This window comes from Kordia sp. (assembly GCF_050633145.1).
GTDB lineage: Bacteria > Bacteroidota > Bacteroidia > Flavobacteriales > Flavobacteriaceae > Kordia.
Genome location: NZ_JBOEFY010000005.1, coordinates 22,356 through 37,986 on the forward strand (window position 1 = coordinate 22,356; position 15,631 = coordinate 37,986).

16 protein-coding genes are annotated in these 15,631 nt (G+C 31.7%); 9 read left to right on the forward strand and 7 right to left on the reverse strand.

Features of this window, described 5'->3' with window-relative positions; all coding sequences use genetic code 11:
- Positions 1-5: 5 nt before the first annotated feature.
- Positions 6-572, forward strand: coding sequence for a metallophosphoesterase family protein (locus ACRBBL_RS03915; RefSeq protein WP_431367712.1), 567 nt, complete (start codon positions 6-8; stop codon positions 570-572).
- A gap of 139 nt (positions 573-711) precedes the next feature.
- Positions 712-1,065: a hypothetical protein gene (locus ACRBBL_RS03920; protein WP_431367713.1), complete on the forward strand. Its 354-nt coding sequence runs from the start codon at positions 712-714 to the stop codon at positions 1,063-1,065.
- 67 nt (positions 1,066-1,132) lie between these two features.
- On the opposite strand, the gene ACRBBL_RS03925 is transcribed toward ACRBBL_RS03920, so the two are convergent.
- On the reverse strand, positions 1,133-2,161 hold the full coding sequence (locus ACRBBL_RS03925) for a hypothetical protein (protein ID WP_431367714.1): 1,029 nt from the start codon (positions 2,159-2,161) through the stop codon (positions 1,133-1,135).
- Positions 2,162-2,329: 168 nt separating this feature from the next.
- Here ACRBBL_RS03925 and ACRBBL_RS03930 point away from each other — a divergent pair, with 168 nt between their 5' ends.
- The 5 genes from ACRBBL_RS03930 (at position 2,330) to ACRBBL_RS03950 (ending at position 6,231) form a co-directional block, all read left to right on the forward strand.
- Positions 2,330-3,247: a hypothetical protein gene (locus ACRBBL_RS03930; RefSeq protein WP_431367715.1), complete on the forward strand. Its 918-nt coding sequence runs from the start codon at positions 2,330-2,332 to the stop codon at positions 3,245-3,247.
- A 3-nt stretch (positions 3,248-3,250) separates the two neighbouring features.
- Positions 3,251-3,805, forward strand: coding sequence for a hypothetical protein (locus ACRBBL_RS03935; protein WP_431367716.1), 555 nt, complete (start codon positions 3,251-3,253; stop codon positions 3,803-3,805).
- Positions 3,806-3,898: 93 nt separating this feature from the next.
- A complete protein-coding gene (locus ACRBBL_RS03940) occupies positions 3,899-5,317 on the forward strand; it encodes a hypothetical protein (RefSeq protein ID WP_431367717.1) in 1,419 nt (472 codons plus the stop codon).
- Between the two features lie 5 nt (positions 5,318-5,322).
- Entirely contained in the window at positions 5,323-5,649 is a 327-nt protein-coding gene (locus ACRBBL_RS03945) for a hypothetical protein (RefSeq protein ID WP_431367718.1), read from the forward strand.
- A gap of 18 nt (positions 5,650-5,667) precedes the next feature.
- Entirely contained in the window at positions 5,668-6,231 is a 564-nt protein-coding gene (locus tag ACRBBL_RS03950) for a hypothetical protein (RefSeq protein ID WP_431367719.1), read from the forward strand.
- A gap of 198 nt (positions 6,232-6,429) precedes the next feature.
- Here ACRBBL_RS03950 and ACRBBL_RS03955 read toward each other — a convergent pair whose 3' ends face one another.
- From ACRBBL_RS03955 to ACRBBL_RS03975, 5 genes are all read right to left on the reverse strand, one after another.
- Positions 6,430-7,146 (reverse strand): DUF4369 domain-containing protein, encoded by a 717-nt coding sequence (locus tag ACRBBL_RS03955; RefSeq protein WP_431367720.1) that lies wholly within the window; start codon positions 7,144-7,146, stop codon positions 6,430-6,432.
- 33 nt (positions 7,147-7,179) lie between these two features.
- Positions 7,180-8,394, reverse strand: a complete 1,215-nt coding sequence (locus ACRBBL_RS03960) for a DUF819 domain-containing protein (RefSeq protein ID WP_431367775.1) — start codon at positions 8,392-8,394, stop codon at positions 7,180-7,182.
- 1,003 nt (positions 8,395-9,397) lie between these two features.
- Positions 9,398-11,275, reverse strand: a complete 1,878-nt coding sequence (locus ACRBBL_RS03965) for a peptidase M61 (RefSeq protein ID WP_431367721.1) — start codon at positions 11,273-11,275, stop codon at positions 9,398-9,400.
- A 93-nt stretch (positions 11,276-11,368) separates the two neighbouring features.
- Positions 11,369-12,073: a hypothetical protein gene (locus ACRBBL_RS03970; protein WP_431367722.1), complete on the reverse strand. Its 705-nt coding sequence runs from the start codon at positions 12,071-12,073 to the stop codon at positions 11,369-11,371.
- Between the two features lie 4 nt (positions 12,074-12,077).
- Complete coding sequence (locus ACRBBL_RS03975; protein ID WP_431367723.1) at positions 12,078-12,953, reverse strand: DUF6734 family protein; 876 nt, start codon at positions 12,951-12,953, stop codon at positions 12,078-12,080.
- A gap of 120 nt (positions 12,954-13,073) precedes the next feature.
- On the opposite strand from ACRBBL_RS03975, the gene ACRBBL_RS03980 reads away from it, so the two are divergent.
- Complete coding sequence (locus ACRBBL_RS03980) at positions 13,074-13,235, forward strand: class I lanthipeptide (protein WP_431367724.1); 162 nt, start codon at positions 13,074-13,076, stop codon at positions 13,233-13,235.
- Between the two features lie 204 nt (positions 13,236-13,439).
- On the opposite strand, the gene ACRBBL_RS03985 is transcribed toward ACRBBL_RS03980, so the two are convergent.
- Positions 13,440-13,649: a hypothetical protein gene (locus ACRBBL_RS03985; protein WP_431367725.1), complete on the reverse strand. Its 210-nt coding sequence runs from the start codon at positions 13,647-13,649 to the stop codon at positions 13,440-13,442.
- Between the two features lie 198 nt (positions 13,650-13,847).
- On the opposite strand from ACRBBL_RS03985, the gene ACRBBL_RS03990 reads away from it, so the two are divergent.
- On the forward strand, positions 13,848-15,545 hold the full coding sequence (locus ACRBBL_RS03990; protein ID WP_431367726.1) for a helix-turn-helix domain-containing protein: 1,698 nt from the start codon (positions 13,848-13,850) through the stop codon (positions 15,543-15,545).
- Positions 15,546-15,631 lie beyond the last annotated feature (86 nt).

Below are 15,631 nucleotides of genomic sequence, written 5' to 3' on the forward strand. Positions count from 1 at the left end.
CGATTATGTCGAAACTATTCTTTACTTCCGATCATCATTTTGGACATACGAATGTGATCAAATTTTGCGATCGCCCTTTTGAAACGGTTGAAGAAATGAACGAAGTATTAATTCAGCGTTGGAACGAGAAAATTTCACCAGAAGATGAGGTGTATCATTTAGGTGATTTTGGAATGACAAAAGACCGCGAAATGATTTTAGATATTATAGATCGCTTAAACGGAACCATATATTTAATTGTTGGAAATCATGAAGGTGCTGCGCTCAATCATCGAAAAAGATTCAAATGGGTAAAAGATTATTTTGAACTCAAAGTAAAAGATGAAAGTTGTCAAAATGGAGTGCAGCGTATTATCTTATTTCATTATGCAATGCGTGTTTGGCGTGGCGATTACAGAGGGACTTGGCATTTATACGGTCATAGTCATGGAAACTTGCCCGATTTAGAAGATCGTTTCTGCTTTGACATTGGTGTCGATTGTCATGATTTTTATCCTTTGTCTTATGCTGAAGTAAAAGCAATAATGCAAACAAAAAAGTGGAAACCACCATTCAATTCGCTTGAAATGTAACGTCCTAAAAACAACTCAACGGAAATTTTAATAAACTCATCGGAGTTTGAAGACACAGCAAGAACTTTTTTTAAAAAGCTTTAAATATATTGTATCTTAGACTCATACAAAACGTACTAATTCGATGAATCAATTACAGATGAAAAAATATATCTTTCTTTTTGCGATGCTTTTTGCATTACAATCATATGCACAAAAAGACAAAACGGTTTTTGAATTAAAGCCATCTCAAAGCATGTTAATGACTGGAAAAGGAGCTGGACAAGATGGAGCCATCAATCCGTATAAAGACGGAAACAGTATTGCTATGATTAAAAATTTGGGCGAAAATGAATTCTCAATTCGTATTCAACGCGATGGAAAAATAATTAAATCACGTACTTTAGCAGCTGGAAAATCAACAAAAATTGCCTTATCAAAAGGAACAGAATTATACTTTGATACTGAACAAAAAGCGAAAGTTAAGTTAGAATTTATGGACGGTCTTAACTAAAGGCTGAATTACAATATAAAAGAAAAGAGATGGTTTTTACGCCATCTCTTTTTTTGTTAAAAGTATATTACAATTTGTCTTCAAAATGTTCTTTCATGAAGTCTTCAATTTTACCAACTTCTGTTTTTTCTATATCGTGTACTTCTTTTTTAAGTACACCTTCCATTTCAGTTTCTAAAGTACCAAGAGGCTTAAATTCTTTGCCATCAAAATAACGTGGTTTTGTGCCAGGTCCTGTTGGACTTCCGTGATCTGCTTGAATAGATTTTCTCCAACGTTCAGCATGTGTACGCCATTCTTCTCTATCAACCAAAGTTGGAGCAGTAAACCAAACATTCCAAGTTAAAGTATTTCCTTGCTTCAACATATTTCCAGAAGCAGTATTGAATGCAAACATGACCATTTCATTAAAATCATCTACCACTTTTTTACCGGTCTTTTTAATACCACCAATTTCTACATCAATATGACCTACATTCCAAGCTTCAGCTTCATGTCTGGCAAAAGGAGGACTTTTAAAACGCGGAGTTTCTCCCTGACTTACAGGAAATATTGGTTGATTTGGATTTTGAAACTTATGAGTTTGTACTTTAATTGCTTTTGCTTTAGAAATAGGGAAATCAAGTCCTAAATCATTAAAGAGCTTCCAAAGTTTCTTTACCCATTCTTTTTGTTGTGCACTTGGACTAAACCAAATTGTACCTTCAACAGTCATATCTGCATAAAAAGTTTTGGTAGTTTCATCAACCCAACCGCGTTGACCAGTTACGGTAACTTCTACATTCATACAACCAAATGTTGGTGAACAAGCACCTTGTTGCGGACAAATAATAGAATACACACGACCTTCATCTGTATATCCAAGTCTGGAAATATACGGGGAAAACATCTGAAAACATCTTGATTTTTCATCTCCATGAATAGTTTGCCAACTAAACTCTGGCCATTTTACACCTTGTTGACGTTGTAACAAATCAATATTATCCATATTGTCCAACATTGGTAATGAAGATAAATCTGGATTTGGATATGCAAATGCGGGATTCGACTGTGCAAATCCACCTTTCCATCCTGGAGGAATTTGGGTACTACTCATGGTATGTTAGTTTTAAAATTTATAGATACCCAAAGTACTTCTTTTAAAAAGAATACGTAAACGTATAAGTACGGTATTTACAAGAATTATTTTACACGTATATTCACTGCAATTGAAAATGGAATTTGTAATTTTACTTGAATCGAATAATGAACTTTATAGAAAAGAATGGGGCAACGCGGTAACTACGTTATAAAATCTAATGAAAAAACTGAAATCTACTACACACATTGGAGAGCAATAAATGTTGCAGATGATTTAATGTTAGGTTCTGAGAAATTTATAAAGTTTATACAGGGATTTGAGAAAAGAACGTACTTAACTAGCGAACCTTGGATAGAATCATGCGTGCATGTTGATATGGATGCGAAAGAATTGCTTTTTTGGGAAGGAGATGATTTGACACTTACTTCTGTAAGAAGACGTTATTTAGAGTTGTTAAGTCAGCGATGGAATGGTTGGAATGTCAATTATGCAACGCAAGAAATGTATGATATTGAAGAGAAAATGCAGATCAATTACACCATTGAGCAAGAATACGATTATGAGTATGACGTTACCATAGAAGATTTTATAAATGAAGAAGTAGATGAGTATGAAACCTGTATTATTATCTATATAAAAGATGGAAAAACGTATGTAAAATGCTCCTATGATTATGACATGGAGGAGTTTATTTTCTTCGGAGAGCAAATATTGCCAATACTAGATAAAAGACAAACATTCAATATTTCTAAACATCTCGAAAAAGACGTAAATAATGTGATGATGATTGATTGCGATCAAAAGAAACTCACGATCAATTATGTGCATAGCGGTTTTAAAGAAAAACTAGCAAACATATGGAAAGGTTGGACAATTAATGTTGGTAATTATGGCTATATTGGTATTTTGGAAAAAGGAGGAATTGACACTTCAAACCTAAAAATGACTCCAGAAGAAATAGAAAAACAAATCCTAGAAATATTACATAAAGACGATAGTTTTGATCCGAAAATTTTTGCTGAAGACATCCTAAAAAAAGACAACACAGCACAATTTCATCCAAGCTTCTTTCAAAACAATAAACCATCACAAATTGATTAAAATATGCAGATAAAAACTACCATAAAACTCTTATTAGTACTTTGTTTAGTGAGTTGCGCTACTACAAAAAACGAAGTTGTAGAAGATCCGAACCTTACCAAAAATCTGAAAATTGATAAAAACGATTTGCAAATCATCACACCAAACATAGAACTTAGTGAAAAGAAAAACGGAAAATTTCTAAAACATCCTGCCAAAAGAGAAGAGCTACGAAAATTGGTATTGCAAGCCATACGAATAAAGTTTCCAGATATGCCATTTGTTGAGGTACCATTCTTATATAAAGGTTCGTATACGATTAATAAAGCTTTAGAAACTGAACTCAACTTCAAAAAGAAAAAAGCACCAGAAGAAATTTTGACAGAAGGAAAAAGATATAGCATTTATATAAGTACAAACGGTTATTTTGGAGATTTAGAAAGAGGTGTGATTAATCTCGTTTTGATTGATAATAAGAAGAAAACCCGCAAAACATTGGAACACTATCGATACAAACACAGTCCGCTAGAAACCGAAAAATTTAAGCGTAAAATTTTAAAAGTTTTGGATAAGTTGTAATCGAATTTTCGTTAAGAAAAATAAGCTTTCAAAAAGAGAATAAACTTTTATTTCAAATTTGCCGTTATATACAATAACCAACCTTTTCTTGATATGAATCTTAAAAGCGTAAAAGTTATAGTATATGTAGTCTTGTTATTTTCTTGCACACAGATGTTTGGACAAAACCTTCGTCCTGAGATAAAAAAAATAGTGGAAGTCATATCTAAAGGAGAACAAGTAGAAGGTCTTCGCCTTGGTATTGCAGGATCAAGGTCGATTCTATATTCTAGATTTGAAAAGCTTAAAGAAAACGCAACAGAAAAGGAACTCTTGTCATTACTAGAGCATAAAAGTGCTGTCGTTAAAGGATACACAGCTTGGGCTTTGGCTGAAAAAAAATATCATGATTTAGAATCAATTTTTAAAACGTTTCTAAAAACAAAAGAAACGGTACAAACGCAAAGTGGCTGTATTGTATCAGAGGATCTTTTAGCTGGAATATTGTATTCGAAAGTATTGTACCCTAGCAATAAAGTTGTGGTAACTGATGCTGATAAAAAATATTACAAAGAACAGCTTCAAAAATTAGATCATATCATACTTAGAAAAAGAGGGGAAGTTTTCTTATTAAGCAGTGCACTTAAAAACAATCAAGCAAATCCTGAAAATTATGCAATCGTTAAAACACTAGCTTTAGAAGACAATAATTTAGATGCGCTTGCTGAATTGGCTAAATATCAAAAAGAAAGTGATATTGACCTTATTTTAGAAAAAGGAACTGACGCTTATAAAGCAATGTCATACTTTCCAAATCCTAAGTTTTGGAATTTTTTAATAAAACATAAAGCTACAGCAAACTCTTTCGAGTATTTTAAAGCAATTGCCGCTTTTCAAAATGACGATGCAGTAAATACATTAACAAGTATTTATAAAACAGTACGAAAAGAGAAGAGAAAAGGTGTTACGAATCTAACGAAAGCAATATTGGAATTGTATTGTCCGAAATATAAAAAGCTATCATTGCAAATATTTGAAGAAACAAAAACAATTAATATTACACATTTACGAAGACTCTTAAAAATTGCTCCAGAAGAATCAACACCATATTTTGTAAATGGATTGTTATCTGATAGTGAAAATAATTTCTTAGAAGATTATTTTAAGTTTGAAACTAAAGATTCAATAGTACCATTACTTCTAAAAAACATAAAAAAGTATCAACCCAAAAAAATACCTGAAATATGTATTCATAATGTGAGTAGCGCAAAATTTATGGAGTTAACCACATTTTTAGATATCATCATAGAAAATAAAATTGAAACGGCAAAAAAGCCTTTGCTACAAAGATTGCAGAAAAAGACATATCCTTTTGAAACATTTCATTTGACAAGAACGTTACTTTCTTTTGAAGACAAATCTTTACACAAAGAAATTAAGGAAACGTTATTGGCTTCTCGAGAAAAATGGGATAGAGGAAATTGGTCAGCTGCTTTTAAAGAACTCTTTGAAAAATATGGTATTAATATATAACTATTATGAGGAAAACAAGTAACTATTTTGCAATTGCCATTTTATTAGTATTGACAGTCGGATGCGCACAGAAGTCGGAAGTTGAAACATACGGAGCGCATTATCAAAAACACAAAGACTATAAAAGTCTCAGTAAAGTAGTGGAGCTTATAAAATTAGAATCTGATACTTCGTATGTAAAAAAGATACTTGGTGAGCCTATTGATATGGGATTCGATTACAGATACCTAATAGATTCTACAGGAGTGAAAGGCTGCCCAATTGGCGCTGTATTTCACATAAGTGAAGCTGGTAAAATTGATCAAAAATGGATTGATGAAATTTGTGAGTAAATTGAAATGACAGGAAGAATGAAAAAAGTACTAATTCTAATCCTAATTTTATTTTCAAGTTGTGAGAGTAAAAACGAAAAAGATACGATTAAATCTAATGACTTAAACAAAAATGTAACCTTTAAGGAGACAAAATCTAATGTGTTATCTAATGAAGAGTTAAAGAAAAATTCAAAGGATTTAGAAAAAATTTTAAAGAGCGCATATAACTATAATCCAACATCTGTTACTTTTAGATTAGATGATTCATTAAACTCGTATGATTTAAAATATTTATTTCAAAATACAAATTCAGACATTGAAATAAAGGATGAAATTTCAAAGATTCTACTCTTAAAACTATTAAAGTTTCAATATGAAAGGTCTCAACATAGCTATAATGTATATAATGATTTAGGGGATTGTTGTTCAGAGAATGCAAAATCGATCATTAAACATTATTTAAAAAGAAATAATATTGATACTGTTGCGGTAGATGTTTTGCCATTAGGAAATTTGTTAGATAGAGAATGGCACAAGAAAAACAGTGAGATAGTTTCTTCTTTGATCAAGGATATTGATAGTCTTCTAGAGATCGATTAAAAATAATAAAGCATAAAAAAATCCTAACTTCTTTAAGCTGGGATTTTTTTCTGTTTATATAGAAGTTGCTTGTCAAGTCGAGCAGTCGAGACTCTATGAAATACTGAGTTATAGAGCATCTCGACTGCGCTCGATGTGACAAACGTTTAAAAATCTAATCGTCTAAAAGATCTAAGCAGTCTAAGCAAGTCTAAAAAATTACTTACTCTCCTCAATCTTACGTTTCTCCACTAACTCTTTCAATTTTTTTCCATACTTAGATTCCGCAATTTTTGGTGTTAATTGCTGATAAATAGTATCTAAAAAACGAATATTAGCATCATATGTTTCTGTAGTAACTACGTACGGTGTAATTTCTTTATCGTTATTAGTGAATGCATAATTTAAAATATAACGCATACGACTCTTTGCATAGCTTGCAATTTTATCATTGATTTCCATCACTGTCTTAGCATCATCTTCTTTTTGTGCATCCATTCCATCGCGTAACAACATCAATTCTTTTGTGTTGTATTTGGTCATAAACTCTTTAAAATCAATTAAATCTTTATGATTTTTAGAACCAGTAACTTTCGCATCTCTTACGAATCTACGTAAAGTTGTATTGAATGTCATTTCGCCAGGTTCCGCAAAGAACTCTACACGATCATTCAAATCATTAAAATCTTTCTTCTTCAAATAGAAATACAATACTTCTGGTTCTTCAATAGTCGTGCTAAATGTAAAATTAGCGTCACCATTTACCACAAGTGAATCTAAGGTAACCAAAGTAGTATCTTTTATCTTTTGTAGAAACAACGTTCCTTCTTTTAGACCATCTATGTTTCCAGAAATCGTTAAATTTCCTTTCGCATCTTTTCCACAAGCAATAAATCCTAAAACAACGAGGACTACCAAACATTTTTTGAACATCATATTGAATTTTAAAGAGGGCAAATATCTACAATTTTAAGCAACTTTAGAAGCCATTTCCATCAAAATTGTACACAAAATTGCTCCATAGGTTCCAACTACATACCCAAATACTGCCAACAATACACCAACCGAAGTCAATGATGGGTGAAAAGCAGAAGCTACAATTGGAGCAGAAGCAGCGCCACCAACATTTGCCTGACTTCCTACAGCGAGGAAGAAAAATGGTGCGCGAATGAGTTTAGCTATTAAAATTAATAGTCCTGCATGGAATGTCATCCAAACCAATCCGATGATAATCAACCCTGGATTTCTCCAAACTTCGGTCAAGTCCATTTTCATTCCAATAGAAGCCACCAAAATATAAATAAAGATACTTCCTATTTTACTGGCACCAGCACCTTCATAGTTTTTGGCTTTTGTATAGGATAACATAATTCCGAAGGCAGTTGCAATGGTAATCATCCAGAAGAAAGAAGAACCTAAAAATGACAATGCGCCATCATCATTCTTTACAATATCAAACTGTCCTAAATAGTCAGTAATGATGTTTGCGCCAAAATGCGCTAAGGAAACACCACCAAATGCCAAGGCAAGAATGATCATTAATTCGGTAAGAGTTGGATTCCTTTTTACTTTAGCTGTAAACTCAGAAACACGTTCTTTTAAGCGTTCGATAGCAGAATTGTCGGCTTTGAGCCATTTGTCAATTTTTTGAGATTTACCAATTCCGAGTAATAAAATTGCCATCCATAAATTGGCTACTACAATATCTACCAATACCATAGCGCCATATTTATCTTGATTGTATTCATAAATTTCTAACATGGCAGCTTGGTTTGCGCCACCACCAATCCAACTTCCAGCAATGGTTGATAAACCACGCCAAACGGCATCATATTCCAAACCGCCAACTAATTCTGGAGAAAAGAAAGAAATGATTAAGATTGCCAATGGGCCACCAATAATAATTCCAACGGTTCCTGCAAAGAACATAATCAATGCTTTTGGACCTAAATTAAATACAGCTTTTAAGTCAATACTGAGCGTCATTAAAATCAACGCTGCAGGTAATAAATAGCGACTTGCCACTTGATATGCACTTGAATAATGATCAGAAATAATTCCGCAAGAACTTAAAATTGCAGGCAATAAATAGCAAATTAATAAAGCCGGAATGTATTTATAAAACTTTTTCCAGACAGGATTTTTACTAGATTCAGTATAAAACACAAAGCCTAAAAGTAGCATCAGAATTCCAAACACGACTTTATCACTCGTAAAAAAAGGTTCCGAATAAACGGTTGTGCTTTTTACTGTGACACTTTTTGGTTCTGTTACATCGAATATATGAATGCTGTCATAATTTGTAGTTGACGCTTCTATAACTTCATATACAACACGTTGAAATCCACTTTTCGGAGTTGTTTTGAGTTCAAATAATGTAATTGATTTTTTTCCAACGGTTATCGCGTCGATTCCTTTATATGAAATGGTTGCAACCGAATTTTCTACGTTAAATTTAAAATCACCTTTTTCAATAAACTTAGTATTGATATTGACAATGTTTTCTAAGGTAACTAATGAATCGTTTGCTTTTATTTTGAGTTCAAATCCAGTGAATGTAATATGATCGACAGTAACTTTTGTATTGAAAGTTGTTTCATTACTTTCAACACGTTCTAATTTGAGTTGCTGTGAAAACACAGAAAACGTACTGAATAATAGGAGTAAAGCAATGGCTTTTTTGAACATAGTTGGATGGTTTATGTTGCAAAATACCAAAAATTGAAATTATAAATGTTAAATATTGAATTTTAAATCGAAAAGTCTTTTTTCTTTAATATCAAAACGTCAGTTCGAGTGGCGAATCTGTGTTTCGTTGTATCGAGAAGTACTTTGAAATGATTCTATTTCATAGCTGTTCTCGATACAATTTTCTGTCTATTTCGACTGCGCTCAATATGACAGAAAATCACTCGAACTGACGTTTGGAAATTATAAATGTTGAATTTTAAAATTATTCTTGAGAAACTAAAAACGTCATTGCGAGGAAGAATGACGAAGCAATCTGTTTTTTTACAAGCAGATTGCCGCGATTTTACAAATCTCGCAATGACGTTTTAGAATTTTATGTGCTAAATGATATTTTTTAAGACCCAATAAAGTTTAAAAGTTTATAGGTTTAACAGTTTAAGTTATAATTTAATATGTAACGTAAATAACTAAGACCTAAAACCCAACACCCAAAAACCTAGTTCTTAAGCCACGCTTTTCGCAATTGTACTTCTTTGCTGTTTTCTGGTAAATCTTTTACTGTAATTCCAGTACCTTTTGTAGTTGGTTTTGTAATGTTTCCAGCAAGTGTTTTTGCTTCTCCGTTACGTTTTACGGTCATTGTAATTGCATCACCAACTTTCCAAGTTCTTGAAGCGCCAATTAAATCATATACATTTTTAAGTGTGTATTTTACACCATTAATTTCATCAATAACATCTCCATTTTGTACTCCTAAATTGGTCAAGAATGAATTCAAGGTTCCCTCTGGAAGAATAAATACTTCTTGTGTGCTTTCGTCTGCGCCAATGTATGGAACTTGTCCGTTTAAGAAATACCCTGTTTCTACTTCAGTTTCTCCCAATTCTAAACCTACTTTTTCTAAAAAGTCATTGTAGGGAATTGGTGTGTTTCCAACAATATATGTATCAATTACACTTCTCAATTCAGGAGTTGTGAATTCAATAATTTTATTAAAAAGTTCGTCATCTTTAAATGGTTTTTCACTTCCATACGTAGTAGATAGCTTCTGCATCAAATCTAAAATTCCAGTTTCTCCATTACTTTCCGCACGAAGCGTTAAATCGATTACCATGGCAATTAAAGTTCCTTTCTCATACACATTTGCATATTCGTCTTTATATTCATCCGAAAGAATATTAGCACTCATTTCAGTAAAAGACAAGGCATCGTTATAGCGTGAACGCGAGTTTGTAATTTTGTCGTTGATTCTCTTGTAAAAAGCTTCTTCGTCAATTAACCCTTGATTAATCTGGAATAAATTGGCAAAATATTCAGTTACACCTTCATACATCCATAAGTGTTGCGACATTTTTGGGTTGTTATAATCGAAATAATGAATCTCTTCAGAGTGTACTCTCAATGGCGTTACAATATGAAAAAATTCATGCGAAACTACATCTTTCAATGCACCTTCAATAGCAGCTTTTGGCATTTGCTCAGGCAATACAACAACCGTTGAGGTATTGTGCTCTAAGGCGCCAAAACCACCAGCATCTGTTTCAGAAAGTGTAGATAAGTATAATAAAATAGTATATTGCTTTGTATCATCTACTTTACCTAAAAACTCTTTTTGCGCTTTAATCATTGTTTCAATATTCCCTTTTAAGCTTTCCGCAGAATATACACCTGTTGGCGAATATACACTAAGCGTAATATTCATGTCATTTACTTGAAAACTTGCCGTATCTGGCTCAGAATACATAATTGGATTGTCGGTTACTTCTGCATAACGTCTTGCACCAAAAGTATCTACATTAAATGTTTCTTTTTCAGAAACTACTTTTGGAAGTGATGTAACACCTTCTAGGTTTTTTGGGTAGTTTACTTTAATTTGATATGGATATTGTTCGCTTCCGCTGAAATAACCCACGAACGCATGTAGATTTAAAACGAAATTTTTATCCTTCAAAATATTTGATCCGGCAGGTGAAAATACCACCGATTTGTCTCCGTTTTCTATATCATACGTATCGTTTACCCAATACGAAACTTTATCTACTTTCTTTGCATTTGGAATTAACCATGAGTTTTGATCAATTCGAGTTGCAGCAACTTCATTTCCTTTATAATCGTATGCTTTAAAGCCATCTATATATTGTCCGTAATTATCATCGCTATACGTTCCAGGAACGGTTTTAGGAATGTTGAATGTGGCAGTTTCGGTTTGAAACTTTCCAGGATTGACTTCTACTTGTACTTTATCATCTACAACGTTTACTAAGTCGATTGTTGTGACAACATCTTTATTGGCATTGATTCCAACTTTTCCTGAATTACAGCTTGCTAACGTAATAAGCGAAACCGCAAGAATTCCTAAATTTTTTTTAAGCATAATTTTTTTCTGTTTACATTCAATGCTGCAATTAGTATGTTTTTTTTGAAAACGTAACAGATTATAGTGTTAATTAGTGTTAAGATTTATGAATTACCTCAAAATATTGCTTCGAACAATAAACTTTCTGTAGATAAGAAACTTAATAATTCGGGTTGCTTCCTTGAGTAATGAATGCATTTGTGCTTCAGATTCAATCTCAAAAACTTCAAAAAAATCATTTAAGACTTCTTTTACGGATGTCGTTTCTTGAAAAAGTTGCAATACGTAATATTCATACTTTGTCAAATGAAATTCTAGCACGTTTGTTTGCAGTACATCATCAAACACATCTGTTTGTTGAAAAACAAAGTAATATTCATCTTTTGGAAATTCTTGAATTTTATCAAGCAATTCGGTATTATCAGTTTCGTTTATAAAAACAAATTTCCAATCGGTAGCATAACAAGTTACATACGAGCTTTGTTGTAAAGTGACATTTTTTAAACCTTCTAAAGAAAGGTGTAGGAGGTTTTCTCGATCATGATTAAAAGTAGCGTATTCGGAAAGCAGTTTTGTTTCAATTTGTGCTGAATGAGTATTTCGGAGTGAAAATTTTTCTTGTTCAACTTCTAAAATCTGTTGCATCATTTCTAGTTGTTCACTCGATTGAAACTGTTGTAGTGTATATTCAAAGAAAGCTTGATTAATTTCTGCTTGAGCGCTATTTTCTTTGCATGAAAAATGATGCATTAAATCGTAACCAAATACAGTTGCAATAGTGATCGTTTTATGAAAAATATGGTGTAAATTATTCATAAAGCTACGATTGAGTTTTTATATATGTTTGAATGATATCGTAATACTTAGGAAAATTTGTTTTGAGTTGATCGCGCAAATCGTAACAATATTCCATTTCTTTTTTACGCATTGATAACAAGTGTACAAACTTCTTTTGTTGTGTGTATTTGTTGAAAAAGGTGTGACTTTCTTCTGATTTGTCAGGTTTGTTTTCTAAGTAATATTCGATTGTAATTCCTTTTTCTTGGGCTAAACAATGAAACAAATATTGTTCATACAATAAAGCATAGGACGTTCCGTGAATTTTTGTTTTATTCTTGTTTCGATCAATAATATCAAAAGATAGTTTGCAATATTCTTTAATAAAATCTAAGTCGTTGCCACCTATAATTCCAGCATTACTAGAAACCATTGTTTGACCGTTTTGAAATTGTTTTAACATGATTTCGGGAAAATGATAATTTTCACCTAATGCTTCTTTCATAGCATGTGAATAATGTCCAAAATCTACATCTCTTTGTTGTGATACTAAGGCCGCTTTTTCAATAATTTCTCCAAATCGATTCCATACATATACGTCACCATCAACATGTATAAATGGTTCTTGCTGTATTTCATAAGCTTTAAGCTTTCCAATTGCCCAAAATTCCTTGGGATAGTGATTCAATTCGTCTAAAATGACTTCTACATTTGTATATGGAAGTTGCAATTTGTTGATTAATAAGTCGTATCCAAAAGTATCCGTTACTAGTGTAATATTCTTATATACTTCTTTAAAAGTCAAACAACTCAAAGCCCAACTCATATAAAAGTATTGTACATGTCGCCAACCAGTTTCACCAAGAGTTCCATCTGGCGTACGCATAGGTTTTGACCATAAACTGTGAATAATTTTCATAAAGTAGGATAGAAAGATTTTTACGGTTTAACTATCTGATTATTAATGTTTAAATTTAAGTAAAATCTTTCATCTTTTGTATCTTATAAGAAGTTTAATCAAATAAAAAATTAGTTAATTATGAAAAAAAACAAAGAAATCAAGTTGAACTTGAAAAAGGAAAAAGTAAGTGAGTTAAACGCAGAAGCGGCAAGTAAGATTAAAGGTGGATATTGGACTTGGGAAATGCAATGTGCAACATATCCAACTTGTTATTGTTATACTGGCCCAAAGCGTTGTTAATACAGCGTGTATAAAAACGAAGCTATAATTCTATAGTAAACCTACAATGTTTTTATACAGAAAAGAAAACACAGCAAACACCCAATGATTAGTCTGGTGTTTGCTGTGAAGTATTATCTATCTTATGAAAAGAAAAAAGCGAACCGAAGTTCGCTTAAAAAGCTCAAAATATTATAATCCATAAAATATAGTTGAACTTGTTTTTTAATCGCTAAGAGTTGTTTTGTCTATCGGACATTCGTCACTATATGGACATGCAAGTGTATAACAATATACCGCTGAGCATTTATAAATAATTGTGGCGCATGTATATTCTCTAGTACGACCATCTCCACCTAGAATATTCCTTTGTTCCAACTTAGCAATTTCAACTTTATTAAACTTCAATTTGTTGTTCAATTCTTTTTTCTTCATAATCTAAATGTTTTGTGTAAATGTTATTTAATAGTTTCAGTAACAAAGCAATAGATAAAAGGAACTCAAGTCAATTGAAGCCTATCCTGTTTCCTTGAATTGTGATACGAATTCAGTGAATTATTAGAAACTTTCGTCAAAAAGAGCAGAAGTTGAAGAAGCAATTCGGTTATATTTGTTGGAAAGGTGTTAGATCGAATGAAAAAAATAATCACATGTTTTTGCCTGTTTTTTGTTGTAATGATTTCTTATGGACAAAAGGAAACTACTTTATTGGATGAAATTGAAATTCTGAATCAGAAAGTGTATCAAAAAAGCGTGAGTTTTGAGGAATTTAAAATAGATGTTGAAGTCTATCTAAAAAAAGCCAAGAAGCGTAAAAGTAACTTATTGATAGGTCGTGGCTATTATATGTTAGGTATAAAAGCACCTGGCTTTGAAATTAGAAATACCTATTTAGATAGCGCCGTTTTTTATACAAAGCATATAAAGGATAATCCTGATTTCCCTACACTAATTTATATAGCTAAAGGAAGTGTTTTGTATGAAAAAAGACATTATAACAAGGCTTTAGATCAGTATTTATTGGCAGAATCTCAAATACAGTTGACTAAAAATTCTACCTATGAATATTATGTGAAATTTAATATAGGTTTTTTAAAACGAGTTTTAGGAAATTATGAAGAAGCAGAAGTATTATTTAAAGAATATATTGTTCATATAAAAAATCAAGAGCCAATAGACACTTCTAATTATTTGTATGCGTTGTTTCAATTGTCTTCTATTTATTATGAATCGGGTCAAGTAGAAAAATGTACAGCGATTAATACCCAAGGAATACAAATTGCTTCAGATAATAATGAAAAGGAATTAGCCTATCTTTTTGTTATTAATGAAGGAATTAATTTGAATATAAAAGGACAGTATCAAGCTTCGATAGATAGTATAGAGAATGGAACTCCATATGTATCTGCACGAGATAGAGTTGTTTCTGATTTTTATTTAGCTAAAAGTTATGCTGCTATAAATAAAAAAGAAAAAGCAATCTATTACTTTAAAAAGATAGACTCCATATTTAATAAAACTAACAATTTATTACCACCTTTACGTACTACGTATGAATATTTGATTAAAGATAGCAAGTCTAAAAAGGATTTAGAATTGCAATTATACTACACGAATCAACTCTTAAAGTTTGATAGTATTATTCATGCTGACTATAAAAATTTATCTTATACAATTACCAAAGAATATGATAATTTAAAATTAGTAGCGGACAAAGAACATTTAATAGCATTATTAAAAAAAGAAAAAGATGCCGCTATTGATGAAAGAGATTGGACTATTGAGATTGCCATACTTATTAGTTCTTTATTGTTGGGCGGATTGCTGTATTATTATCAATCGAAAAGAAAATATAAAAAATATAAAAAGCTATACGAAGCCATTGTAAATAAATCGAATGCACGTATAGAAGAAGAAATTAAAGTACAAAATATTAAAACAGTAAAAGTAGCAGTAGATATTGATGAAGATGTCGTTAAAGAAGTTTTACAACAGTTAGATGCGTTTGAAGTAGAACATCTATACCTCACAAATCAGCTTTCATTAAAAGATGTCGCAAAAATTGTCAATACCAATTCAAAATACTTATCAAAAATCATTAATTCTCACAAGGGAAAAAACTTTACAACATATATAAATGATTTACGAATAGATTATTTAGTAGACCGTATTCAGCATGATCCTGTGTATCAAAAGTATACTATTACTGCCATTGCTACAGAAGGCGGGTTTTCAAATCCACAAGCTTTTTATAGAGTTTTTCAAAAGAGAACAGGATTAAAACCTGGTTATTTTATCAAAAAAGTTAAGGAAGACCAACAAAAGGACTAACAATTCACGGAAACGTTATAAACACCCTGTTTTTCTGGGTTCATTTCAAGTTTTGAATATGTAGCTTTGAGTTGTAAATAGTTTAA

What these genes read in the sequence shown, in the direction of transcription:
- ACRBBL_RS03915 (WP_431367712.1), top strand. Translation starts at nt 6, where the DNA reads ATGTCGAAACTATTCTTTACTTCCGATCATCATTTTGGACATACGAAT.
- ACRBBL_RS03925 (WP_431367714.1), bottom strand. Translation starts at nt 2,161, where the DNA reads ATGAGTAGTACCCAAATTCCTCCAGGATGGAAAGGTGGATTTGCACAG.
- ACRBBL_RS03970 (WP_431367722.1), bottom strand. Translation starts at nt 12,073, where the DNA reads ATGAATAATTTACACCATATTTTTCATAAAACGATCACTATTGCAACT.
- ACRBBL_RS03950 (WP_431367719.1), top strand. Translation starts at nt 5,668, where the DNA reads ATGAAAAAAGTACTAATTCTAATCCTAATTTTATTTTCAAGTTGTGAG.
- ACRBBL_RS03940 (WP_431367717.1), top strand. Translation starts at nt 3,899, where the DNA reads ATGAATCTTAAAAGCGTAAAAGTTATAGTATATGTAGTCTTGTTATTT.
- ACRBBL_RS03965 (WP_431367721.1), bottom strand. Translation starts at nt 11,275, where the DNA reads ATGCTTAAAAAAAATTTAGGAATTCTTGCGGTTTCGCTTATTACGTTA.
- ACRBBL_RS03990 (WP_431367726.1), top strand. Translation starts at nt 13,848, where the DNA reads ATGAAAAAAATAATCACATGTTTTTGCCTGTTTTTTGTTGTAATGATT.
- ACRBBL_RS03920 (WP_431367713.1), top strand. Translation starts at nt 712, where the DNA reads ATGAAAAAATATATCTTTCTTTTTGCGATGCTTTTTGCATTACAATCA.
- ACRBBL_RS03955 (WP_431367720.1), bottom strand. Translation starts at nt 7,146, where the DNA reads ATGATGTTCAAAAAATGTTTGGTAGTCCTCGTTGTTTTAGGATTTATT.
- ACRBBL_RS03945 (WP_431367718.1), top strand. Translation starts at nt 5,323, where the DNA reads ATGAGGAAAACAAGTAACTATTTTGCAATTGCCATTTTATTAGTATTG.
- ACRBBL_RS03980 (WP_431367724.1), top strand. Translation starts at nt 13,074, where the DNA reads ATGAAAAAAAACAAAGAAATCAAGTTGAACTTGAAAAAGGAAAAAGTA.
- ACRBBL_RS03985 (WP_431367725.1), bottom strand. Translation starts at nt 13,649, where the DNA reads ATGAAGAAAAAAGAATTGAACAACAAATTGAAGTTTAATAAAGTTGAA.
- ACRBBL_RS03960 (WP_431367775.1), bottom strand. Translation starts at nt 8,394, where the DNA reads ATGCTACTTTTAGGCTTTGTGTTTTATACTGAATCTAGTAAAAATCCT.
- ACRBBL_RS03975 (WP_431367723.1), bottom strand. Translation starts at nt 12,953, where the DNA reads ATGAAAATTATTCACAGTTTATGGTCAAAACCTATGCGTACGCCAGAT.
- ACRBBL_RS03930 (WP_431367715.1), top strand. Translation starts at nt 2,330, where the DNA reads ATGGGGCAACGCGGTAACTACGTTATAAAATCTAATGAAAAAACTGAA.
- ACRBBL_RS03935 (WP_431367716.1), top strand. Translation starts at nt 3,251, where the DNA reads ATGCAGATAAAAACTACCATAAAACTCTTATTAGTACTTTGTTTAGTG.